Source organism: Stenotrophomonas sp. YJH_SMC_122 (genome assembly GCF_059369535.1).
The window spans coordinates 195,518-219,580 of sequence record NZ_JCAFST010000001.1 but is presented as its reverse complement, the minus strand read 5'-3'; the positions used below and the strand labels follow the sequence as shown (position 1 = coordinate 219,580).

At 66.7% G+C, this 24,063-nt stretch carries 19 protein-coding genes; 15 read left to right on the top strand and 4 right to left on the bottom strand.

Going from position 1 to position 24,063, the window contains the following annotated elements; translation table 11 throughout:
- Window positions 1-46: 46 nt before the first annotated feature.
- The gene (locus tag AC5P66_RS01075) at window positions 47-2,125 is read right to left on the bottom strand and encodes an alpha/beta hydrolase family protein (RefSeq protein ID WP_099495257.1); all 2,079 of its coding nucleotides are present in this window, start codon (window positions 2,123-2,125) and stop codon (window positions 47-49) included.
- 208 nt (window positions 2,126-2,333) lie between these two features.
- Window positions 2,334-4,298 (bottom strand): OPT family oligopeptide transporter, encoded by a 1,965-nt coding sequence (locus AC5P66_RS01070; RefSeq protein WP_069139069.1) that lies wholly within the window; start codon window positions 4,296-4,298, stop codon window positions 2,334-2,336.
- Window positions 4,299-4,497: 199 nt separating this feature from the next.
- On the opposite strand from AC5P66_RS01070, the gene AC5P66_RS01065 reads away from it, so the two are divergent.
- Window positions 4,498-5,646 (top strand): acetyltransferase domain-containing protein, encoded by a 1,149-nt coding sequence (locus AC5P66_RS01065; RefSeq protein WP_099495256.1) that lies wholly within the window; start codon window positions 4,498-4,500, stop codon window positions 5,644-5,646.
- A gap of 79 nt (window positions 5,647-5,725) precedes the next feature.
- Window positions 5,726-7,480: a peptide MFS transporter gene (locus AC5P66_RS01060; protein ID WP_099495255.1), complete on the top strand. Its 1,755-nt coding sequence runs from the start codon at window positions 5,726-5,728 to the stop codon at window positions 7,478-7,480.
- Window positions 7,481-7,536: 56 nt separating this feature from the next.
- Here AC5P66_RS01060 and AC5P66_RS01055 read toward each other — a convergent pair whose 3' ends face one another.
- Both AC5P66_RS01055 and AC5P66_RS01050 read right to left on the bottom strand, forming a co-directional pair.
- On the bottom strand, window positions 7,537-9,525 hold the full coding sequence (locus AC5P66_RS01055) for an alpha/beta hydrolase family protein (protein ID WP_049438601.1): 1,989 nt from the start codon (window positions 9,523-9,525) through the stop codon (window positions 7,537-7,539).
- Window positions 9,526-9,687: 162 nt separating this feature from the next.
- Window positions 9,688-10,323, bottom strand: coding sequence for a LysE/ArgO family amino acid transporter (locus AC5P66_RS01050; protein WP_049438600.1), 636 nt, complete (start codon window positions 10,321-10,323; stop codon window positions 9,688-9,690).
- A gap of 138 nt (window positions 10,324-10,461) precedes the next feature.
- On the opposite strand from AC5P66_RS01050, the gene AC5P66_RS01045 reads away from it, so the two are divergent.
- The 13 genes from AC5P66_RS01045 to mdcH all read left to right on the top strand — a co-directional run bounded on the left by AC5P66_RS01045 (window position 10,462) and on the right by mdcH (window position 23,958).
- Window positions 10,462-11,367 carry a LysR family transcriptional regulator ArgP gene (locus AC5P66_RS01045; RefSeq protein ID WP_049416399.1) on the top strand — a complete coding sequence of 302 codons (906 nt, stop codon included), beginning with the start codon at window positions 10,462-10,464 and terminating at the stop codon, window positions 11,365-11,367.
- Window positions 11,368-11,525: 158 nt separating this feature from the next.
- On the top strand, window positions 11,526-11,960 hold the full coding sequence (locus AC5P66_RS01040) for a tetratricopeptide repeat protein (protein ID WP_099495254.1): 435 nt from the start codon (window positions 11,526-11,528) through the stop codon (window positions 11,958-11,960).
- A gap of 198 nt (window positions 11,961-12,158) precedes the next feature.
- Window positions 12,159-12,743 (top strand): hypothetical protein, encoded by a 585-nt coding sequence (locus tag AC5P66_RS01035; protein WP_049416396.1) that lies wholly within the window; start codon window positions 12,159-12,161, stop codon window positions 12,741-12,743.
- A gap of 174 nt (window positions 12,744-12,917) precedes the next feature.
- Window positions 12,918-13,364, top strand: coding sequence for a GNAT family N-acetyltransferase (locus tag AC5P66_RS01030; protein ID WP_099495253.1), 447 nt, complete (start codon window positions 12,918-12,920; stop codon window positions 13,362-13,364).
- A gap of 191 nt (window positions 13,365-13,555) precedes the next feature.
- On the top strand, window positions 13,556-15,244 hold the full coding sequence (gene mqo, locus AC5P66_RS01025; protein ID WP_099495252.1) for a malate dehydrogenase (quinone): 1,689 nt from the start codon (window positions 13,556-13,558) through the stop codon (window positions 15,242-15,244).
- A gap of 357 nt (window positions 15,245-15,601) precedes the next feature.
- The gene (locus AC5P66_RS01020; RefSeq protein ID WP_099495251.1) at window positions 15,602-17,809 is read left to right on the top strand and encodes a TonB-dependent siderophore receptor; all 2,208 of its coding nucleotides are present in this window, start codon (window positions 15,602-15,604) and stop codon (window positions 17,807-17,809) included.
- A 157-nt stretch (window positions 17,810-17,966) separates the two neighbouring features.
- Window positions 17,967-19,610 carry a malonate decarboxylase subunit alpha gene (mdcA, locus tag AC5P66_RS01015; protein ID WP_099495250.1) on the top strand — a complete coding sequence of 548 codons (1,644 nt, stop codon included), beginning with the start codon at window positions 17,967-17,969 and terminating at the stop codon, window positions 19,608-19,610.
- 10 nt (window positions 19,611-19,620) lie between these two features.
- The gene (mdcC, locus tag AC5P66_RS01010) at window positions 19,621-19,941 is read left to right on the top strand and encodes a malonate decarboxylase acyl carrier protein (protein ID WP_049438596.1); all 321 of its coding nucleotides are present in this window, start codon (window positions 19,621-19,623) and stop codon (window positions 19,939-19,941) included.
- Entirely contained in the window at window positions 19,938-20,846 is a 909-nt protein-coding gene (locus AC5P66_RS01005; protein ID WP_099495249.1) for a biotin-independent malonate decarboxylase subunit beta, read from the top strand. Before mdcC ends, AC5P66_RS01005 begins: the two co-directional genes overlap by 4 nt.
- A gap of 2 nt (window positions 20,847-20,848) precedes the next feature.
- The gene (gene mdcE / locus AC5P66_RS01000; protein ID WP_099486878.1) at window positions 20,849-21,553 is read left to right on the top strand and encodes a biotin-independent malonate decarboxylase subunit gamma; all 705 of its coding nucleotides are present in this window, start codon (window positions 20,849-20,851) and stop codon (window positions 21,551-21,553) included.
- Complete coding sequence (mdcG, locus tag AC5P66_RS00995) at window positions 21,546-22,187, top strand: malonate decarboxylase holo-[acyl-carrier-protein] synthase (RefSeq protein WP_049438593.1); 642 nt, start codon at window positions 21,546-21,548, stop codon at window positions 22,185-22,187. The genes mdcE and mdcG overlap by 8 nt, the downstream gene beginning before the upstream one ends.
- Entirely contained in the window at window positions 22,184-23,041 is an 858-nt protein-coding gene (gene mdcB, locus AC5P66_RS00990) for a triphosphoribosyl-dephospho-CoA synthase MdcB (protein ID WP_049438592.1), read from the top strand. Before mdcG ends, mdcB begins: the two co-directional genes overlap by 4 nt.
- Window positions 23,038-23,958 carry a malonate decarboxylase subunit epsilon gene (gene mdcH, locus AC5P66_RS00985; protein WP_049438591.1) on the top strand — a complete coding sequence of 307 codons (921 nt, stop codon included), beginning with the start codon at window positions 23,038-23,040 and terminating at the stop codon, window positions 23,956-23,958. Before mdcB ends, mdcH begins: the two co-directional genes overlap by 4 nt.
- Window positions 23,959-24,063: the final 105 nt, after the last annotated feature.

The window sequence follows — 24,063 nt, the reverse complement described above, 5'->3', positions numbered from 1 at the left end:
AGATGGTGAAACAAAAGCGCCGCCCCGAAGGGCGGCGCTGCAATCATCAATTGCCGATGTGCTGCTTCAGCCAGGCATTGACGGTGTCATGCCACAGGATGCTGTTGTTCGGCTTCAGCACCCAGTGGTTTTCATCCGGGAAATACAGGAACTTCGATTCGATGCCCTGGCGCTGGGCGGCGGTGAACGCGGCCAGGCCCTGCTCGACCGGAATGCGGAAATCCTGCTGGCCGTGGATGACCAGGATCGGCTTCTTCCAGTCCGCCACGTGGTTGACCGGATTGAACTTCTCGTAGTTGGCGGCCTTCTGGTACGGCGTGCCGCCCTGCTCCCACTCAGTGAACCACAGTTCTTCGGTGGCGTAGCCCATCATGCGCTGGTCGAACACGCCGTCGTGGTTGACCAGGCACTTGAACGGGCCGTTCCAGTTGCCGGCGATCCAGTTGACCATGAAGCCGCCGTAGCTGGCGCCCAGCGCGCAGGCCTTGTCACCGTTGAGGAAGGCGTACTTCTTCAGCGCCGCATCCCAGCCCTTCTGCAGGTCTTCCAGCGGGCGGTCGCCCCAGTGCTGGCTGATCGCATCGGTGAATGCCTGGCCATAGCCGGTGGAGCCGTGGAAGTCGATCATCACCACCGCGTAGCCCTGGCCCGCGTAGGTCTGCGGGTTCCAGCGATAGCTCCAGCCATTGCCGAAGCTGCCCTGCGGGCCGCCGTGGATCAGGAACGCCACCGGGTAGGACTTGCCTTCCTGGTAGTTGTGCGGCTTGACCACGTAGCCGTGCACGGTGTCGTTGTTCCAGCCCTTGAACTCGAACTGCTCGTAGTCGCCGAAGGACACGTCCTTCAGCACCTCGCCTGCGGCCGGGGTCAGCGCGCGCAGTTCGCCGATGGCTTCGCCCGTGGCCGGCAGCAGGCCAACCAGCACCTGGTCGTTGCTCTTCAGGCTGTTGCGGGTGATCGCCACGCTGTTGCCGGCCACGTCGACTGCGGTCACGCTGCCGTCGCCGATCAGCTTGGTGGCCTTGCCGCTGGCCACGTCGATCTGGAACAGCGGGTGTTCGCCGAGGTCATCGGCAGTGGTGTAGATGCTGGCGCCGTCGGCGGACAGGGTGATGCCACCGGCCGAACGATCCCACTGCGGGGCAATCTCGCGGGTCTTGCCGCTGGCAACGTCCATCGCCATCAGGCCGAAGCGGTCGGCCTCGAAGCCCGGGCGCTTCATCGCGCGGTAGAACAGCGTCTTGCCGTCGGCACTGAACACCGGGCCGGCATCCCAGGCCGGGTTGGAGGCGGTCAGGTTGACCGGCGCCTGCTTGCCGGCAGCGTCGAAGCGGTACAGGTCGAAGTTGGTCGACCACGGCTCCTGCTTGCCGGCCACGCGGATGCTGGCCACCACGCTGGCGCCGTCCGGCGACCAAACGAAGTCGTCATTGCCGCCGAACGGCTTGGACGGCGCATCACCAACGATGGTCGCGCTCAGCGCCGAAGCGCCCTTGACCGCGCCGGCCTTGGCTGCCGGCAGCGGAGCGACGAACAGGGTGTTGCGGCGACCGTCGTTCCAGGTATCCCAATGGCGCACGAACAGCGAATCGAAGACCTTGCCGCTGGCCTTGGCGCCGGCCACGTCCTTGAGCTTCTTCTCGGTGCAGGCCAGGTCCGAGGCGCAGGCCTGGAACACGCCGGCGCTGAACAACACGCGGTCGTCCTGCGGCGACACACGGTAGCTGTCCACGTCGACCGGGAAGTCGGTCAGCTGGCGCGGGGTGCCGCCGCTGATCGGCTGCGCGTACAGCTGCTGGCTGCCGTTCCTGGCACTGAGGAAATACACGGTCTGGCCATCGGCCGACAGCGAAGCGGAATTGACGTTCCAGCCGGCCGGGGTGATCTGCTTCGGCGGCGCTGCGTCGCGGGTGCGCAGGTTGCGCGCGTACAGCGCGGTGGAGGCTTTCAGATTGGCATCCACGCTGCGCTTGGCGAACACCACGGTGCCGCCGTCTGCGGTCAGTACCGGCGCGGAGACGCGGTCCATGGCGACCATGTCGCGGACTTCCAGGCCACGGGCAGCGGCGACGCTGGGCAGGGCGGCCAGCAGGCTCAATGGCAGCAGGGCATGACGCAGTTTCATCGGGGTCTCCGCAGGACGGCAAAAAACCGATGGTAGGCCCGCATGGCCGGGGCTGCCAAGGCCATCGGTCATGGCTGCAGGCGGGCAATCGCCAGAAACAGCAAACCCCGCCGAAGCGGGGTTTTGCGGTAGTGCCGGCCGCTGGCCGGCAACCAGGGGTATCACGGGATTGCGGGATTGCCGGCCAGCGGCCGGCACTACCCGCCTTTTACGCCTTGGCGTACTTGCCGGTGCGGTAGATCAGCCAGCCGACCAAGAACAGCACGGCCAGGCCGATCCACTGTGCACCCGGCAGGTGGAACGGCACCGCCAGCACGTCGGCACGGCTGCTGACCACGATCGGAATCGCGATGGCGATGCCCATCAATGCCTCACCGGTGATCAGGCCGGCGGCAAACAGCACGCCCGGCTTGTGCACGCGGTCGCGGCCTTCTTCGTCATCGGCGCGCACCTTGTGGAAGCGCTCGACCAGATGGGCGATCAGGCCGCCGAGGAAGATCGGCACCATCAGTTCCAGCGGCAGGTAGATGCCGATGGCGGCAGCCAGCACCGGCACGCGGAAGCGCGCGTTGCGCGACTTCAGCCAGCTGTCGAAGGCGATGATGACGGCACCGACCACAGCACCGATGCCGATGAAGGTCCACGGCAGTTCACCACCGAACAGGCCCTTGGCCACCGAGGCCATCAGGTTGGCCTGCGGCGCAGCCAGCGCGTTCGGGTGCAGCTCGGACTTCACGCCGATGCCGTAGGCAGTGGCCAGCAGGTTCAGTACCGGGGCCATGATCAGCGCGCACGAGAACGCACCGATGCCCAGCATCAGCTGCTGCTTCCACGGGGTGGCACCGACGATGTAACCGGCCTTGAGGTCCTGCAGGTTGTCACCACCGACCGCAGCGGCACAGCACACCACCGCACCGATCATGATCGCGGCCACCGCACCCAGCGGCGCACCGCCGGCACCGACCGGCTTGAGGCCGTCAGCGCCCAGCAGCACGACCAGCACGGCCGAGGCGAACAGGATGGTGGAGATGGTGATGCCCGAGACCGGGTTGTTGGACGAACCGATCAGGCCGGCCAGGTAGGCCGAGACCGAGACGAACAGGAAGCCGGCGACGATCATGATGAGGGTCATCGGGATCGACACGTGCCACTGGCCGACGATGGCCTGATACAGGGCCAGCAGCGGCAGCACGAACGCCACCAGGGCGACCAGCATCCACTTCATCGGCAGGTCGCGCTCGGTATGCGCCAGCACCGGGCCGCCACTCTTGCGGGCCGCGGCAAAGCCGCTCTTGACGCCGTTGAGCAGCGACTTGCGCAGCGAGATCAGGGTCCAGATGCCACCGATCAGCATCGCACCAACGCCCAAGTAGCGCATCTTCGCGCCCCAGATGGCGAACGCGGCCTCGGTGGAGGAAGCTGCGGCGACCGACGCGGCCAGCGCCGGATCGGTGTTCATGAAGAATGCCTGGTAGATCGGAATGGCGATGTGCCAGGTCAGGATCGAACCGGACACCACCACGATGCCGACGTTGAGGCCGACGATGTAGCCCACGCCCAGCAGCGCCGGCGACAGGTTGGTGCCGATGAAGGCGGTGACCTTGGAGCTGCCGACATAGGCCGAGGTGGCCCAGGCGTCCGGGATCAGGCGCATGCCGCTTTCCGCAGCCAGCTTGACGAAGGCGCCGATCACCGCCGACAGGCCGAGGATCTTCAGGCCCGGACCCGGGTTCTCACCGGCCTTGAGCACTTCCGCCGCCGCCTTGCCTTCCGGGAACGGCAGCGGGTCTTCAACGATCATCGAACGGCGCAGCGGCACCGAGAACAGCACGCCCAGCAGGCCGCCCAGGCCGGCGATGCCCAGCACCCACCAGTACTTGAAGTCCGGCCAGTAGCCCATGATCACCAGCGCCGGGATGGTGAAGATCACACCGGCGGCGATCGACGAGCCGGCCGAGGCGCCGGTCTGCACGATGTTGTTCTCGAGGATGGAACCACCGCCCAGCAGGCGCAGCACGCCCATGGAAATCACCGCGGCGGGAATGGCGGTGGCGATGGTCAGGCCTGCGAACAGGCCGAGGTAGGCGTTGGCGGCCGACAGCACCACCGCCAGCACGATGGCCAGGGCCACTGCGCGGAAGGTGAGCTGCTTGGGCGCAGCGTCGTGGTTCATGGAAGCCCCTGCTGGCAAAAAATCCCTGCCACGCTAGCGTTCAGGGCAGATCAAGTCCAGCGTGCCAAAGGATGGGGCAGCCGCCACAGCGCAATGAGGCTGTGCGTGAAGCCGGAATCGGCAGACACGGCAAAGTCCGGCTGGGATCACCTCAATTGATATGTTATATCTTAATACTACCCTGTAGCTTCCGCATCGCATGCCCCCTTCCCCCTCCTCTCGCCTGGCCTCCATCGACCAGCTGCGCGGCACCGTCATGCTGTTGATGCTGCTGGACCACGTGCGCGAGACCTTCTTCCTGCAGCATCAGGTGAGCGACCCGATGGACGCAGCGACGGTCTCCCCCGCCCTGTTCGCGTGCCGACTGCTGGCCCACCTGTGCGCGCCCGTGTTCGTCCTGTTGACCGGCCTGTCGGCCTGGCTGTACGGCCAGCGCCAGGCGGATCCGCGCCGGGCCACGGCCGCCTTCCTGCTCAAGCGCGGGCTGTTCCTGGTGGTGCTGGAACTGACCCTGGTGAACTTCGCCTGGACCTTCCAGCTGCCGCCGGACACGCTGTACCTGCAGGTGATCTGGGCCATCGGGCTGAGCATGATCGCGCTGGCCGGGCTGCTTTGGCTGCCACGCCCGGCGCTGCCGGTGCTGGCAATCGCGGTGGTGGCCGGGCACAACCTGTTCGACGGCGTGCGGGTGCAAGGCAATGGCCTGCTGGCGGTGCTGTGGAAAGTGCTGCACCAGCGCGACTGGATCGAGGCCGGCGCGCTGCGCCTGCGCACCTCCTATCCGGTGCTGCCGTGGATCGGGGTGATCGCACTGGGTTATCTGATGGGGTCCTGGTTCGCCCGCGAGCGCGCACCGGAGCAGCGCCAGCGCTGGCTGCTGTGGATAGGCTTCGGCGCGCTGGCCCTGTTCGCATTGCTGCGGTTCGCCAACCAGTATGGGGATGCTCCCTGGTCGTACCAGACCACTACGCTGCGCACGTGGCTGAGCATCTTCAACGTCACCAAATACCCGCCGTCGCTGCAGTTCCTGCTGCTGACCCTCGGCGCTGGCCTGGTGCTGCTGCGCCTTTACGAATGGCCACCACTTGCGCGCGCGCTACGCCCACTGGCCGATATCGGCGCCGCACCGATGTTCTTCTACCTGCTGCACCTGTATGTGCTGAAGGGGCTGTACCTGGCAGCGCTGGCGGCCTGGGGGCCGACCCATGGCGGGTTGTATGCCCTGGATTCGGTCAGCGGCCTGCTGCTGGTGGCCTGTGTACTGGCAGTGGTGCTGTATCCGCCGACGCGGGCCTTCGCGCGGTTCAAAGCGCGAAGGCGCGATCTTCCGTGGTTGCGATACCTGTGATCGCCCAGGCCAGTCCGGCAATCCACGCATGGCGTGGACCTACTGAAAGCGGATCAGGCCACAGGCCTATAATTCCGCGATGAATTCCACCGCTATCGCTTCCGACGACTTCCTGGGCCATCCCAAGGGCGTCTACGTCTGCTTCTTCACCGAAATGTGGGAGCGCTTCTCCTTCTACGGCATGAAGGCGCTGCTGCTGCTGTACCTGACCAAGTACCACCTGTTCGGCGACAAGGCCGGCCTGGACCTGCTCGGCGCCTACGGCGGCCTGGTGTACTGCATCCCGGTGTTCGGCGGCATGCTGGCCGACCGCTGGCTGGGCATGCGCCGGGCGGTGCTGTTCGGCGGCATCCTGCTGGTGCTGGGCCACCTCGGCATGGCCTTCGAGGGCCACGCCGCGTACCGGGTGAATGGCGAAGTGGTGCGCGACACCTCCGCACTCGCAGTGACCTACCTGTCGCTGGCGCTGATCATCATGGGTGTCGGCTTCCTGAAGCCGAACATCTCCACCATCGTCGGCAAGCTGTACGCCAAGGACGACCCGCGTCGCGACTCGGGCTTCTCGCTGTTCTACGCCGGCATCAACCTGGGCGCGCTGTTCTCGTCGCTGGTGTGCGGCTTCCTCGGCGAGGCCTACGGCTGGAAGTACGGGTTCGGCGCCGCCGGTATCGGCATGCTGGCCGGCCTGGCGATGTTCCTGTGGGGCCAGAAGTACCTGCAGGGCCACGCCGAACCACCGCAACCGGCCGCGCTGAAGCAGAAGGTGCTGGGCCTGCCACGCGAATGGCTCATCTATCTGTGCGCGGTGCTCGGTGTGCTGCCGGTGGCGTGGCTGATGTGGGCCGCGGGCAACGGCGCGTTCGCGCTGGGCGGTGAAATCAGCCTGGCGCTGATGCTGATGCTGGTGGTGCTGGGCGGCGTGCTGGTCTGGTTCGCCTGGTTCACCGGCACGAAATGCACGCCGGTGCAGCGCCAGCAGATGATCGCGCTGATGGTGCTGATCTTCATGGCACTGGTGTTCTTCACGATGTACGAGCAGTCCTACGGCTCGTGGGTGACCTTCACCGACCGCCTGCTGACCAAGGACATCGTGCCCTCGCTGGTGATCACCGGCGGCACGCCGCTGCCGTGGTCCATCCTCTCGCTGCTGCTGGCACCGCTGGGCTTCGTGGTCAGCGCGCGCCTGTCGGAACGGCGCCCGGGTTCGGCCGCACCGCGCGCGTTCTTCGCCGCCATTGTCGTGCTGATGCTGGTGCTGCTGGTGCGCGACTGCCTGGTGATCCCGCAGACCGCAGGTTCGCTCACCTACCTCGGCGGCCTGTTCCTGGTGCTGCTGGCACCGGCCTTCGCCGCGCTGTGGACCTGGTTGGACCGCCGCGGCTGGGAACCGGGCAAGCCGGTCAAGTCGGCCTGGGGCCTGGTGATCGGCGCGCTGTCGTTCGTGCCGCTGGCACTGGCGGCGCAGCAGGTGGGCGCCACCGGCGAGATGGCCAGCGTGTGGTGGCTGGTGCTGGCCTACTTCCTGCTGGCCAGCGGCGAGATGTGCCTGTCGCCGGTCGGCCTGTCGGCGGTGACCCAGCTGGCCGTGCCGCGGGTGATGAGCCTGATGATGGGCACCTGGTTCCTGGCCACCGCGTTCTCGGAAACGCTGGCGGCGCTGTTCGGCAAGCTGGCCGCGATCGAGGTGCCGGAAGGCGAATCGCTGGACATGGTGGCTGCCGCCGGCGCCTATGCGCACCTGTTCTGGCTGCTGATGTGGATCGGCCTTGGTTGCGCACTGGCGGCCTTCATCGCCGCACCGCTGCTGAAGAAGATGATGCACGGGGTGAAGTAAACCCCGCGCCTGCGGAAAACCAGGGCGGCGGAATGGTCATCCACCGCCCTGTCAGCTCAGGGCGCCTTGTCCTTGCCGGTCGCGGGCGCGGCCGTCGCGGTCTTGCCACCCAGGCTGCGCGCCAGGAAGGCCAGCAACTTGTCGTAGTACTCGCTGCGATGGGCCTCGGTGTAGAAGCCGTGGCCTTCAGTCTTGTAGTACAGGCTTTCCACCGGCGTGCCGGCGCGCTTGAGCGCCGCTTCCATGCGCTCGGTGTGCTGGATCGGCGCGCGCTTGTCTTCGCCACCGGCGGCCAGGAACACCGGCACCTTGATCCGTTCGGCCAGGTTCACCGGCGACACCGCGCCCAGCTTGGCCGGGTCACCCAGCCATTCGCGCAGGTAGGTGACGCCTGAGCCACGGTCCTGGATGTCGCCACGGGTGTACATCATCGGCAGATCGTAGACACCCACATAGCCGGCCGCGCACTGGTACAACCCCGGTTCGCGGGCGGCCCCCATCATCGCCGAGTAGGCCCCGTAGCTGGCGCCGTAAATACAGATGCGACGGCCGTCGGCGATGCCTTCGCTGATTGCCCAGCGGGTGGCATCGGTGACATCGTCCTGCATCGCTGCGCCCCACTGCTGCGCACCGGCCTGGGTGTGGGCCCGGCCGTAGTTGCCCGAACCACGGAAGTTGACCTGCAGCACGGCATAACCGGCTGCGGCCAGCATCTGCGTTTCGCGGTCGTACTGGCCGGAATCGAAGATGTCGAACGGGCCGCCATGCGGCATCACCACCATCGGCAGGTTGCGCCCGTCGCTGCCGGCCGGCAGGGTCAGGAAGCCATGCAGCGGCAGCCCGTCGCGCGCCTTCAGTGCAATCGGCTTCACGCTGGCACTACGGTCCACATCGATCCAGTCGCTGCGGCTGATCAGGTGATCGGCCTTGCGCGCCACCGTGTCGTACACGTAGAAATCGCCCGGGTTCGAGCCCGACCAGGTTTCCACCAGCACGACACGGCCATCGCGGGTGCTGGAGGTAATGTAGACGGGCCCTCCGAAGGCGGCTTCCAGGCTGCGGTACAGGCGCGCCTCCGGCGACTTCTCGTCGAAGAATCGGGTACGCGGCGTATCGCCCAGATACAGCGCGCCCACCGGCACGTGGGTGCCGGGCCGATGGATGATGCGATACGGATTGACCACCTCGTCGCGCAGCAGCGTGGCACGCTCGCCGGTCTGCGGATTCCAGCTGACGATCGCATCCGGACCCTGGGCCTGCTCGACGTTGAGGTAGGCCAGGCTGTCATCGGCCGAGAAGCCGAGGGCGGTTTCGATGCGCTTGCTGACCGCCTCGTCGTTGATCAGCTTCCAGGTGTCGCCGCTGCGTTCGCGGAAATACAGCTTGTTGATGTTGTCGCTGCCCGAGCCGTGCACGAAGCGGACCTCGCCGGCGCCATCGGTGGTGAATTCGCCGCGCCGTACCGGCGAAGATGCCACCCGCGCACGGCGGCCGGTGGTCACATCCATGCGATCGACGCGGGTGAACGGATCCTCGGCCAGCGGCCATACGGTCACCAGCACGTTGCGCTCGTCGCCCGGCAGGTCGTCGGCCAGGAAGGCGGCCACTGCTTCGACTTTCTTCGGCTGGATGCGGGTCCCCGGGCCCTTGCTTTCGACGCGATAGCCGACCAGCAGCTCGCCACGGTTGCCGTTGGCGTCGATGGCATAGAGTTCGCCGGTGGGGTTGGGTTGGTCGAGCGAGCCCCACTTCTGGGCCAGGCCGATCAACAGGCGCTCGTTGCTGACCCAGTCGAATTCCTGCGCGTGGTTGCGGCTGGGTGGCCAGAAACTGCCGACCAGCTGCTTGTCCTTCAACCGCAGGATCGCGATCGCGGTGCTGTCTTCCTTCGGCACCGTTGCCGCCACGTACTCGCCCCCCGGCGAGATCTTGATATCGGTGAAGGTCTCCCGGCGCAGGTACTGCGCCAGGTCCACCGCCCCCGCGCTGCCTGCGGCAACGCCCCCGATGACGGCCAGTGCGGCCGCCAGAATGGTCTTGTGCATCCTTCCCCTGCTCCTGTGGACACCTTGTCCTGGTGGCCGATTCTAGGCAGGCCCGAGCGTTTGACGCCAGAGCCGGAAAAGACGACGGCACCGTTGCCGGTGCCGTCGTTGCCACTACCTTGGAGAGAGAGTCAGGACGTGGGTTCGGGGGCGTGCGCCGGGTCAGTGGACCCCGCGCACCGCCAACGTGAGGGCCAGGATGCTGAGGATCACGGCGATGGTGCCGTCGAGCACGCGCCAGGTGCTGGGCTTGGTGAACAGCGGTGCCAGCATGCGTGCTCCCAGGCCCTGCGCGGTCAGCCACAGGCAGCTGGCAGTGACCACGCCAGCAGCGAAGGCCATGCGGGCGTTGCCGAAGTTCTCGGCGATCGAGCCGATCACCATCATGTCCAGCCAGAAGTGCGGATTGATCAGCGAGAAGCCGACCGCGGCCATCAGCACCGCGCGACGGCTGCCGTCGTCGCTGTCGGCCTCGCCCATGCCACCGCCCCCGGCGATTGCACGTCGTGCCGACTTCATCGCATACCAGGCCAGGAACGCGACACCGGTCCACAGCACGGCGCTGGTCAGCCACGGCAGCGCCGAGGTGAGCGTGCGCAGGCCGGCCACGCTGGCGAAGATGAAGATGGCATCGATGGCCGCGCAGGTGGCGACCACCGGCACGATGTGCTTGCGCAGGATGCCCTGGCGCAGAATGAAGGCGCTCTGGGCGCCGACCACGGCGAACAGGCCGATGCCGGTGGCTGCACCAGAGAACCAGGCACCGAGGCCGGTGCTGGCGGAGATGACCGAGAACATGGGATTCACTGCCTTGTATTGCTTGGGGGGACGGTGCCTCGCGAAGGCGGACAGCACCGGAACGGGCGCCATTGTCGCGCCGCAACATGGAAAAGACGAGCTAAACTTCCTAAACCAACATTAGCGGAGCTTAATTCGATGCGCATCGATCATGCCCAGCTGCGCGCCCTGGCCGCGGTGATCCGCGAAGGCAGCTTCGACCGCGCCGCACAGTCGCTGAATGTCACGCCCTCGGCCATCTCGCAGCGGGTCAAGGCACTGGAGGACCGGATCGGCCGCCTGCTGGTCAAGCGCGGCACCCCGGCCACCGCCACCGCCGAGGGGCAGCTGCTGGTGCAGCTGGCCGAGCAGACCGCCCTGCTCGAACACGATGCGCTGCACCGGATGGGCCTGGCCGATGAGGACCTGCCCCAGGCCAGCATCCCGGTGGCGGTGAACCACGACAGCCTGGAAACCTGGTTTCCGCAGGCCGCCTACCAGTTCGCGCAGACCACCGGCACCACCCTGGACCTGCGTGTGGAAGACCAGGACCACACCGTGGAGCTGCTGCGCCAGGGTACGGTGCTGGGCGCAGTGACCACGCTGGACGAGCCGGTGCAGGGCTGCCAGATCCATGCGCTGGGCAGCATCCGCTATGCAGCGACCTGCACGCCGGAGTTCCGCGAACGCCACTTTGCCAAGGGCGTGACCGCGCAGGCGCTGGCGCAGGCACCGGTGCTGGTGTTCAACCGCAAGGACGAAATGCAGTCGCGCTTCGCCCGGCGCATGGCCGGCGACGACCTGCCCAGCACCGCACCGACCTGGTGGATTCCCTCCACCCGGGCCTTCGTGCAGGCCAACCTCGGCGGCATGGGCTGGACCATGAATCCCCTGCCGCTGGTCAAGCGCCACCTGGACGCCGGGCGACTGGTCTACGTACGGCAGCGCGCGTGGGAAGACGTACCGCTGTACTGGCAGCACTGGAAGGGCGACGTGCAGACCATGGCCCTGCTGACCCGTGCGGTACTGGACGCGTCCTCGGCGCTGATCCGGCGCAAGCGCTGAGTTGGCTTCTCAGGGGCTGTAGATCTTGGTTGACAGGCGCTTTCGGCTCACGGGGTCAAAATCCGAGACGATCGCGACACCAGATAGCGCACTTGCCAGCCGACAGGTGCACTTTTTTTACGTAGGCTGGAAGGCTTGTCATCTGTGAGTCAAACCGAATGGAACTTCCTGACGAAATCTATGAGCAGGTCACTGACCTCTCAGAGCAGGGAAACGTCCTCATGGATGCCAATGACCATGCTGGCGCGACTCGGTGCTGGCTGCAGGCTTTAGAAGCGTTGCCAGCTCCTGCCAAGGATTGGGAGGCCTACACTTGGCTCTGTGCTTCACTTGGAGACGCGAGCTTTCTTTCCGGTGACGTAGTGGCCGCCCTGGAGTACTTCATGGATGCATTGAATGGTCCGGACGGGCATGCCAATCCCTTCATTCTGTATCGCGCTGGCCAATGCAACGAACTTCTGGGGCAGCGGGATCGGGCCCTTGAATACCTGCTCAGGGCGTATGCACTGGACGGCGAGGACATATTCGACGCTGACGATGAAGGCGGGAAGTATCTTGCCCTGCTGCGACAGCAGGGCCTCACTCCGCCCTGATACCACCAAGCCAGCCAAGCGCTGAGAATACCGCGCCTGGTCGCCAGGACGTGGCCAGTCCTCAGCCATGGACGAATCAGGACGAGAGCGACTTAATCCCCTCCGTCCCTTTTTTCTCCGCTCTTCTGTGCGTGACCGGGGTCCGTTCCTGGGCGCCCGGTTGTGCCAGCATCGCAGCACCCGACACGGAGCGCCGCGATGCAGACCGATCCGCTGTTCCTGCACATCCGGGTGGTGATGGGCATCATCCTCGGCCTGTCGATCACCACCGTGCTCAAGGGCCTGGCGCAGATCATCGAGCATCCGCAGCGCCGCGGCTGCTCGGCCCTGCACCTGGGCTGGGTGGCGTGGACGCTGATATCGCTGGTGACCTTCTGGTGGTGGGAGTTCCGCCTCATCGAGGTGCACCGCTGGACGTTTGAAACCTACCTGTTCGTGATCGTGTACTGCGCGACCTGGTTCCTGCTGTGCGCGCTGCTGTTTCCCGACGACCTGCGTGAATACGGCAGCTACGGGAACTATCTCATGCAGCGCCGGCGCTGGATCTTCAGCGTGATGGCTGCACTGACCCTGCTCGACCTGGTCGATACCGCCATCAAGGGCAGCAGCCGCTGGAAGCTGCTGGGGGCCGCGTACCCGTTGCATGCCGTGTTGATGCTGGCGGTGGCGGTGCTCGGCTGGCGACTGCGCAGCCAACGCACACAGCTGCGCCTGGTGCTGGCAACGCTGGCTTACCAGATCGGCTACTTCGCCGTGGAGTACTTCACCGTCGGCAGTGACTGACCGGGGTGCAAGCACCTGCTGAAAGCCACGCCGCCGGGCGACATCGGCATCAGCGGCACCGGTCCCCCCTATCCCTGCTGCTGCGGGGCCTCCATCCAATCTCCATCAACCCTACACATCGATTCCATGCGCCATGCAGATACTGAGCGGCCGATCACCGCAAGGATGCCCTGCATGCCTGTATTCGTCCGCGACGCCCGCCCCGAAGATGCCGCCGCCTGCATCGACCTGCGCGGGCGCACCCGCGAGAACGCCTTCAGCGCGGCCCAGCTTGCGGAACGGGGCATCACGGTGGACAGCTGGGCGGCCGGCATCGCCCAGGGCGATTCGATCGGCCGCGTAGCCTGGGACGGCGAGCGCATGGCCGGCTACTGCTTCGCCGACCGCGACAGCGGCGAGGTGCTGGTGCTGGCCCTGCTGCCGGACTACGAGGGCCGCGGCATCGGCCGCCAGCTGCTGCAGGACGTGGTCAGCCTGACCCGCGATGCCGGCCACCAGCGGCTGTTCCTGGCCTGCTCGGCCGACCCGCGTTCGCGCTCGCATGGCTTCTACCGCCGCCTGGGCTGGCGCCCGACCGGCGGGGTCGATGAGGCCGGCGACGAGATCCTTGAGCTGGTCTGATCCCACCGCCGCCGGACGTCGCCTGCCACCCATGTGACAGCGCCGCGAAACGTCGGATGCTGCGTTGCAGCAAAAAAGGACCGGATCCGGTTAGAATGGCGGATGGATGCTGCAAGGCGTTGTTTCTTCACGCCCTTTCCCTGCCCCACGCGCATCCTGACCCCTTCCCCTCCGCCAACGATCCCGCCCCCATGAAGAAATTTGGCAAGGCTCTTCTCGCCCTGCTCGTGCTGCTGTTGCTGGCCGCCGCGCTGTTCCTGTACTGGCCGCTGACCCAGCGCTCGGTGCCCGCCGCCAGCAACGACAAGCCCGTCGACGTTGTGCTGGTCGGCGCCGGCATCATGAGCATCACCCTGGCCACCTACCTGCAGGAACTGCAGCCGGACTGGAACATCCAGGTCTACGAACGCCTCGACGGCGTCGCCGGTGAAAGCTCCGACGGCTGGAACAACGCCGGCACCGGCCATTCGGCCTTCGCCGAACTGAACTACACCCCGGAACTGCCCGATGGCAGCATCGAGACCAAGCGCGCGGTCGGCATCGCCGAATCGTTCGAGGTCTCGCGCCAGTTCTGGTCGCACCAGGTCAAGGAAGGCCGCCTCAGCCGGCCCAGCGACTTCATCAACCCGACGCCGCACATGAGCTTCGTCTGGGGCGATGACAACATCGCCTACCTGCACAAGCGCCAGCAGGCGCTGGTGAAGAACCCGCTGTTCTACGGCATGCAGTACTCTGAAGATCCGGCGCAGATCAAGCAGTGGGCCCCGCTGCTGATGGAAGGCCGTGACCCGAAGCAGAAGGTTGCCGCGACCTGGATGCCGCTCGGTACCGACGTCAACTTCGGTGTGATCACCCGCCAGCTGACCGCCGGCCTGCAGCGCAACCCGAACTTCAGCCTGCACCTGAACCATGAAGTGACCGCGCTGCGGCAGAACGCCGACAAGAGCTGGAACGTCACGGTGAAGGATCTCAAGGCCGGCACCGAAACCACCACCCACACCCGCTTCGTCTTCATCGGTGCCGGTGGCGCCGCGCTGAAGCTGCTGCAGATGTCGGGCATTCCGGAATCGAAGGACTATGCCGGCTTCCCGGTCGGTGGCCAGTTCCTCGCCTTCCAGGGCCAGGACGTGACCTCGCGCCATGGCGTGAAAGCCTACGGCATGGCCGAGACCGGTTCGCCGCCGATGTCGGTGCCGCACCTGGATGCGCGCAAGCTGGACGGCAAGCCGGTGGTCCTGTTCGGGCCGTTTGCGCTGTACAGCACCAAGTTCCTCAAGCACGGCTCGTGGTGGGACCTGTATTCCTCGGTGACCCACAACAACGTTGGCCCGATGCTGGAAGTGGGCAAGGACAACCTGGACCTGGTGCAGTACCTGATGGGCCAGGCGCGCCTGAACGATGCCGACCGCCAGGCCGAGCTGGTCAAGTACTTCCCCAATGCCAAGCCGGGCGACTGGAAGCTGGTGACCGCCGGCCAGCGCGTGCAGATCATCAAGCGTGACCCGCTGAAGGGCCCGGTGCTGCAGTTCGGCACCGAGATCGTGACCGACAAGGACCACACCCTCGCCGCCCTGCTCGGCGCCTCGCCGGGTGCGTCGACCTCGCCGCCGATCATGCTGGACCTGATGGCCAAGGCCTTCCCGGAGCAGATGAAGGCCGGCTGGGAAACCCGCCTGCGCGAGATCGTGCCATCGTACGGGCGCAAGCTCAACGACAGCCCGGCGCTGGTGAACGAGATCCGTACGCTGACCAGCCAGACCCTGCAGTTGCCGTACCTGGAGGTGCCGGTGGATGCGAACGCGGCATCGCCCGCGGCGGCCACGGTGCCGGCACAGACCAAGGAAAAGCGCAACGCCAATGAGGAACTGCAGGCGCTGTAAGCCCGCACGTTCCTTTCGATGCAAACGGACGGCCACCTTCGGGTGGCCGTTCGCGTTTGTGCGGTGACAGGTCGGATCCCTCCCGCACGTGAGGGCTCTGACCTGCGCCTGGGCACCGGGGTGGAGCCAGGGCCCATTGCCTCCGTCAACGGGATCCGACCCCGGCCCAGCCGCTGCCATGCGCCTGGAAGCCCTTCCTCAGTGACACGAATTGTAATGTTGTTAAGAATTATTTACATTTGCACCCCGCGCAGTGACCGCGCGCCTTAGCAGCCGGACCTGACCGTGCCCGAAGCCGCCGCCCGGGTGCCGGACGACTGTTGCCGCCCTTCCCCGCCTCCACGCTCCGAGCCGCCCATGTCCCCGAATTTCCCCAATCGCCAGCCCCGCCGCGCGCTGCTGCCGGCCGCCCTGCTTTCGTCGCTGACCGTGCTGGGCGCGCCCAGCGCGTTCGCCGCCGCCGAAGGCGCCGCCGACGCCAAGACCCTTGATCGGGTCAGCGTGCGTGCCGAGCAGTCCGCTCCGCCGGCCAGCACTACGCGCCTGCCGATCACCCTGCAGGAAACCCCGCAGTCCGCCACCGCCATCAGCCTGCAGCGCCTGCAGGACGAATCACTGTTCAGCATCAACGATGTGATGCGCAACGTGACCGGCGTCAGCGTGTCCTTCTATGACACGCAGCGTCCGCTGTACTACGCGCGTGGCTTCGCCATCACCGACTTCCAGGTCGACGGCATCCCCACCTACAGCGGGTCCACCAACCAGGAATACGACACCGCCTTCTACGACCGCATCGAAGTGATCCGCGGCGCCAACGGCCTGCTCAGTGGCGCTGGCGTGCCGTCGGCCACGGTCAACCTGCTGCGCAAGCGCCCCGGCAAGGAATTCGACGCGTCATTCGCGGTCAGCGCCGGCAGCTGGGACTTCCGCCGCATGGAAGCCGACGTGACCGCGCCGCTGACCGATGATGGCCGTTTCCGCAGCCGCGTGGTCGCCGCCTACACCGACCGCGGGCTGTACTACGACCGTTACGACGAGAACAAGATGGCCGGCATGGCGGTGCTTGAAGGCGATGTCACCGACAGCACCACGGTCACCGTCGGCTACCAGACCCAGGACAACAACCCGACCGGTTCGACCTGGGGCACCGTGCCGTTCTTCGACAACCAGGGCAATTTCGCCCATCTGCCGCGCTCGACCAACCTGTCGCCGAAGTGGAGCTACTGGAAGCGCGAGAGCAACACCGCCTTCGCCAACCTGGAACAGCGTTTCGGCGACAACTGGCTGTTGAAGATCAACACGGCCTACACCCGCGGCAACGTGCAGAACGTGCGCCTGTACGGCACCGGCAACCCGGACCCGGTGACCGGATCGGGCATCTACCTGCGTGCCGCCGCCGGTGATTCGAAAGACACCCGCCGCAATGTCGATGCTTACCTGACCGGCAGCTTCCCGCTGTTCGGCCGCGACCACGACCTCACGGTCGGCGCCCAGTGGTCGGATCTGGAAGGGACCACGAACACCGTGGCGCTGAACTTCCCCGGCGACTGGGCAACGTGTGTCAGCGCCACGGGTGCACGCGAGCGCTGCTACTACATCCCCAACGTGTACTCCTGGAACGGCGACATTTCCGAGGTGACCTACACCCGCACCGGCGCACGCCGTGTAGCGAAGACCACGCAGAGCGGCGTCTATCTGGCCACCCGCCTGCACCTGGCCGATCCGCTGTCGCTGATCGCCGGTGCACGCCTGAGCCGGTGGGAAACCCTCACCCGCTCCTACAACGCCGCCGGCGCCTATACCGGCACCAGCGGTGCGTACAAGGTGAGCGATGAAGTCACTCCGTACGTGGGCCTGGTCTACGAGATCACCCCGAACGTGTCGGCCTATGCCAGCTACACCGAGATCTTCAATCCACAGAACTACAAGGACCGCAACGAAAACCTGCTGGCGCCGGTGCAGGGCTCGAACCTGGAAGCGGGCATCAAGACGCAGTGGTTCGATGGCCGCCTGACCGCAAATGCCGCTGTGTTCGAGGCCAAGCAGGACAACTATGCTGTGCGTGACATGGGTGTGCCGGAGGGTTCGCTCAGCGACGGCACCTCGGCCTACATCGGCGTCAACGGTACCAAGGCGCGTGGCTGGGAGATGGACATCAACGGCGAGATCCTGCCGGGCTGGACGGTCAATGCCGGCTACACCCACGTCAAGGTCACCCGCGCCGCCACCGACCTGCTGTACGCCAACCCGCCCAAGGATCTGCTGCAGCTCAACACCCAGCTGCAGCTGCGCGGTGCGCTGGAACGCCTGAGCGTTGGCGGTGGCCTGCAGTGGCAAAGCAAGGTGCAGGGCTACAACATCGCCTACCCGCTGGGCGGCACGGTGACGGTGAACCAGCCGGCGTACATGCTGGTGCAATTCAATGCCAACTACCGCATCAGCGACAGCTGGACCGCAACGCTGAGCGTGCGCAACGCGCTGGACAAGACTTACTGGGCCAACCTGGACTACAACAACTACGGCGAGCCGCGCTTCGTGTCCGCCAGCCTGCGCTGGAAGTTCTGAGGCACCTGCGAACCGGTGGGTGCTGACCGTTGGTCGGTACACCCCACACCCTGAATGGGCCCGCCTCCGCGCGGGCCCTTCTTTTTTGCTGCACTGCAGGTTGTACCCACTTCGTAATTATGCCGTAATTATCCCAACACCCGTCGGAAGCCGGTCAATGAACCCGAGCTGGGATACGTTGGAACGCAGTCGCCAGGCCCGCCTGGAACGTGCCGCGCCGTGGGCCCGGGGACGCGAGGTCGCCAGCAGCGACGTCGGCAAGTTGCTGCACGCAGTGCTGGAGCCAGGCGACAAGGTCTGCCTGGAGGGCAACAACCAGAAGCAGGCCGATTTCCTCGCCCAGGCGCTGGCCGACCTCGACCCCGCCCGCGTGCATGATCTGCACATGGTGCAGTCGGTCCTCTCACTGCCCTCGCACCTGGACGTGTTCGAGCGTGGCATCGCCTCGAAACTGGATTTCTCGTTCTCCGGCCCGCAATCGGTGCGACTGGCCAACCTGGTAGCCGAAGGGCGCATCCAGATCGGTGCCATCCACACCTACCTGGAATTGTTTGGCCGCTACTTCATCGACCTGACCCCGCGCGTGGCCCTGGTGGCCGCGCAGGCCGCAGATCGGCACGGCAACCTCTATACCGGCCCGAACACCGAAGACACGCCGGTGATCGTCGAGGCCACCGCCTTCGGTGGCGGCATCGTCATCGCCCAGGTCAACGAGATCGTCGACAGCCTCCCCCGCGTCGATATTCCTGCGGACTGGGTCAACTTCGTGGTGCAGGCGCCGAAGCCGAACCATATCGAGCCGCTGTTCACCCGCGACCCGGCGCAGATCTCCGAGATCCAGGTGCTGATGGCGATGATGGCCATCAAGGGCATCTACGCCGAGTACGGCGTGAATCGTTTGAATCACGGCATCGGCTTCGATACCGCCGCCATCGAACTGCTGCTCCCCACCTACGCCGAATCGCTCGGGCTGAAGGAAAAGATCTGCCAGCACTGGGCGTTGAACCCCCACCCGGCACTGATTCCGGCGATCGAATCGGGCTTCGTCAGATCGGTGCATTCGTTCGGTTCGGAACTGGGCATGGAGAAATACATCGCCGCGCGAGGCGATGTGTTCTTCACCGGCGCCGATGGCTCGATGCGTTCCAACCGCGCGTTCTCGCAGACCGCCGGCCTGTATGCCTGCGACATGTTCATCGGTTCCACATTGCAGATCGACCTGCAGGGCAACAGCTCCACCGCCACCCGCGACCGCATTGCCGGCTTCGGTGGCGCACCGAACATGGGCTCGGACGCACGTGGCCGGCGCCATGCCAGCGACGCCTGGATCAAGGCCGGCCAACAGGCCGCGCGCCCGGGCGAGATGCCGCGCGGGCGCAAGCTGGTGGTGCAGATGGTGGAAACCTTCCGCGAGCACATGGCACCGGCCTTCGTCGAACGGCTCGATGCTTGGGAACTGGCCGAGCGCGCGCAGATGCCGCTGCCGCCGGTGATGATCTATGGCGACGACGTCAGCCATGTGCTGACCGAGGAAGGCATCGCCAACCTGCTTTTGTGCCGCACCCCTGAGGAACGCGAACAGGCGATCCGCGGCGTGGCCGGCTATACCGCCGTGGGCCTGGGCCGCGACCGCGCGATGGTGGAAAACCTGCGCGACCGCGGCGTGATCCGCCGTCCCGATGACCTTGGCATCTCCGTGCGCGATGCCAGCCGTGACCTGCTGGCGGCGCGTTCGGTGAAGGACCTGGTGCGCTGGTCCGGCGGCCTGTACGACCCGCCCAAGCGCTTCCGCAACTGGTAAGGGGCTGAGCATGGAAACCCTCGACTATCGATTCGAAGGACACACTGCGGTGCAGTTCCCGCGCGAAGCGGTGCTGGTCGGCGTGCTGGCCTCGGGCAACCTGGAAATCCTGCTGGAACCCGCTGCGCTGGAAGGCGCGATGACGGTGCGCATCATCACCGCCGCGAAGGGCTTCGGCAGCGTGTGGCAAGCGGTGATCAACGACTTCGCACAGCGTCATCCGCTACGCGATGTGCGCGTCTCGATCAACGACGCCGGTGCGACCCCGGCCGTGGTCAGCCTGCGCCTGGACCAGGCCGTGGAAACCCTGCTGGCCGGAGGCGCGCCATGAACCACGTACAGCGCCACAGCTATTACGAAGCCAATGCGCGCGAGCGCATCGCCGGGCTGGTCGACGCCGACTCGTTCCACGAGTTCCTCGGCCCGGCGCGACGGATGATGAGTCCGCACCTGGCCCAGCTCGACCAGCCGGCCGCGTTCGACGATGGCATCGTGGTCGGCGAGGCCAGGCTGCAGGGCAAACACGTGCTGCTGGCCGCACAACAGGGTGAATTCATGGGCGGAGGCGTGGGCGAAGTACATGGCGCCAAGCTGACCGGGCTGCTGCGCCGTGCGGCGCACACCCGCCCTGACGGCGTGCTGCTCCTGCTCGATACCGGCGGTGTGCGGCTGCACGAAGCCAATGCTGGGCTCATCGCCATTTCCGAGATCATGCGCGCCACTCTGGACGCGCGTGCAGCGGGCGTGCCGGTGATCGCGCTGATCGGCAGCGGCAACGGCGCCTTCGGTGGCATGGGCATCGTTGCTCGTTGCTGCGGCATGGTGATCATGTCCGAGGAAGGCCGGCTGTCGCTGTCCGGGCCAGAGGTGATCGAAACCGTACGCGGCGTGGAAGAGTTCGATTCCCGCGACCGCGCACTGGTCTGGCGCGTAACGGGAGGCAAGCACCGCTACCTGATCGACCAGGCACAGGTGCTGGTGCCCGATGCCATCGAGGCGTTCGCGCAAGCGGCATTCAATGCGCTGCAGCCGGATACCAGCAGTACCGATCCGGATACTGCACTGGCCGCGCTGCAGCAACGCCATCTGGCATTGAAGGCGCGCGTGCAGGCTTGGAGCGATTGCCGCGATGGCCTGGAAATCTGGGCGCGGCTGGGCATTTCCCACCCCGAACGCCTGCCACTGCTCGACACCGATGAATTCCTCATCGCCACCGCCGACCGGAGCCTGCCATGAGCATGCCGTTGCAGACACTGCTCGATGCCCTGTTTCCGCATGGGCATGCCGTTGCGGTGAACGATTCGGTGCTGACCGGCAGCGCCACCACCGACGACGGCGACGTGACCGTGATCGGCACCGCCGACAAGCTCGAGGTGGGCGTGGACCATGCACTGGCACTGGCCGAAACGGTGCTGGCCAGCACCGCCGCGCATCCGCAGCAACCGATCGTGATGCTGGTCGACACCGCCGGCCAGCGCCTGGCACGCCGCGACGAACTGCTCGGCATCAACGGCTGTTTCGCGCACCTGGCGCAGACGCTGGATCTCGCGCGTCGACGTGGCGCGCGACTGGTCACGCTGGTCTACGGTGAATCCGTCAGTGGCGGCTTCCTCTCGTTCGGGCTGATGGCCGACCACATCCACGCCCTGCCGGATGCGCAGGTGCGGGTGATGGACCTGCGCGCGATGGCCCGGGTGACCAAGCAGCCGCTGGATAGACTGCAGGCGCTGAGCCAGACCTCACCGGTATTCGCACCGGGCGTGGAGAACTACGTGGCGATGGGTGCGGTGGAATCGCTGTGGGAGGGCGATCTTGCCCAGCACCTTCTGCAGGCCCTGCGCACGCCCGCCGATGGCGACCGCCGCGCCCTGCGCGGAGCCGAACGTGGCGGGCGCATGCTGGCCGCACGCGTGGCTGAAGCGGTGAGCCAGGGCGATGCCTGAGCGGCTGCCCCGCCATACGCTGGTCTGGCTGTCAGCGCACGCCGGCTGGCAGGCGGACATCGCCGCGCATGAGTCGCGCCTGGCCGACTGGTTTGCGCAGGGCCGCCCGGCCATCGTCGCGCGGCGTACCGCCGACGATGCCGATCCACGCCTGCGTCTCGGCGTGCCGCTGCCGCCCGCCGAGGGCAAACTGCGCCTGGCCCTGCGCGTGCCAGCACGCGATGTGCTGCGCACCACGCCGCCGCCGGCACTTCAGACGGTGCTGAAAGGCGACATTCCACAGGACTGGCGGCGGCCCCTTGAAGTGCTGCAGAACATCGCTGAGGCGCGCGTATTCGGTGCCTTCGCGTGGCAGCACCTTACTGGCCTGCGCTATGTGCACGCGCGCTCGGACGTCGATCTGCTGTGGCCGATCGACACCACCGCGCAGGCCGATGCCCTGGCTGCACGGCTACAGGCATGGGAAGCCGAACACGACCGGCGGGTCGATGGCGAGCTGTGCCTGGGCCGCGACGCCGCCGTGAACTGGCGGGAGTACGCCGGACGCAGCCGCGAGGTACTGGTCAAGCGCCTCGATGGTGCCGCACTGGAACTCCGCGATGCGTTGTTCGCCTCCGCCGGGGTGAGCGCATGAACGCCGTCGTGCGATCGGCAGTCAGGCCGGCAGCTGCCGTGGACAGCGCGCGTCTGGGGCGCCTCGCCGTCGCCAGCCTGCATGCGGAGCTGGCGCTGGCACCCAAGCCCGGACTGGTCACACCATTCGACAGCGGCAGCCATCACGACATGGACGCCGGCACGTTCCTGCGCAGCCTGTTCGCACTGCGCCACTACTTCACCGCCGTGGCCCGCCTCGGTGCAGCCGGGACGGACTTCGACGCCTTGCGCCGGTGTGGCATCGCCGCCGAGATCGCGATGCTGCGCGCGACCGCCGGCGTCAATACCCATCGTGGCGCGGTCTTCAGTCTCGGCCTGCTGGTGGCGGCCGCCGCGGCCTGTCGCTCCCGCTTGGGCCATGCCGCCACGGGTGAGCAGGTCTGCCAGGAAGTGTGCCGCTGGTCTGCCGAGCTCGCCGACGCACCCCTGGATGCCAACAGCCCTGGCCAGCGCGCGCGTGCACGGCACGGCGTGCAGGGTGTGCGCGAACAAGCGGCCGCCGGCTATCCGCTGCTGCGCGAAGTGGGACTGCCTGCCCTGCGCCACGCAGTGGCCAACGGACTGCCGCGCGAGGCCGCGATGTGCCAGGCCCTGATGCAGCTGGTCGCATGCGTGGATGACCTCAACCTGCTGCACCGTGGCGGCGCCGACGGCTTGCGCTGGGCACAGCGACAGGCGCATGGTTTCCTCGACGGCGGCGGTGCGTTCGTGCCCGGCTGGCAGGCACGCCTGCACGGCATCGGTGAGCGCTTCGTCGCACGCCGCCTGAGTCCCGGTGGCAGTGCCGACCTGTTGGCCTGTGCCTGGTTCCTGCTACAGCAGGAGGACGCATGAGCCTTGCCCTGCTCTGCTCCGGCCAAGGTGCGCAGCATGCGGCGATGTTCGACCGCGTGCGCGATCTTCCGGCCGCACGCCATACCCTTGATGTGGCCAGCACGGTACTCGGCCGCGATGTGTTTTCCGCCGCTGCGGCCGACGACCGTTTCGACAATGCGCAGGCGCAACCACTGCTGTGCGCGGCCACTCTGGCGCAGTGGCAGGGGCTGCGCGACAACGTGCCAACGCCGACGCTGGTCGCCGGCTACAGCATCGGCGAGTTGGCCGCGCATGCCATCGCCGGCAGCTTCGATGCGACCACCTGCCTTGCCCTGGCTGCGCAGCGCGCGCAGTTGATGGACGGCGCCAGCCCCGCCGATGCAGGCCTGCAGGCCGTGCTCGGCCTGGAACGCCATGTACTGCAGCCGCTGTGCGATCTGCACGGTGCGCACATGGCCATCGCCAACGGGCAGGACCATTTCATCGTGGGCGGCACGCACGCCTCGTTGCTGCGGCTGGCCGATGCAGCGCAGGCGCAGGGTGCGGACATCCGTCCGCTGCCGGTGCACGTGCCTGCACACACACCGTTGCTGGCGGCAGCGGTAGCACCGTTTGCTGCCGCACTCGATGCCTCGCCACTGCAGGCCCCACGCCTGCCGCTGCTGGCCGGCATCGATGCGCGACCGGTGCGGGATCGCGCAATGGCGGTCCACACGCTGTCGGCGCAGCTGGCGCAGACCATCGAATGGGCGCAGGTGATGCGCCAGGCCTTCGAGCGCGGCGCGCGGGTTTTCCTGCAGCTGGGCCCGGGCAACGCGCTGGCGCGCATGGTCGCACCGGCCTATCCGTGCTGCGAAGTGCGCGCGGTGGAAGAGTTCCAGAGCCTGGAAGGCGCCGCGGCGTGGGTCCGCAGTGCGCTGGAGCGGCTGCAGTAACGGGTTCGAGCAGTACGTATCACGCATCACGCAGTACGTCGCCTTACCCCGGGGATGGCGGGTCTCCATCCGCGCTGTACGTGAGTCACGTGTCTGGGAGGGCGC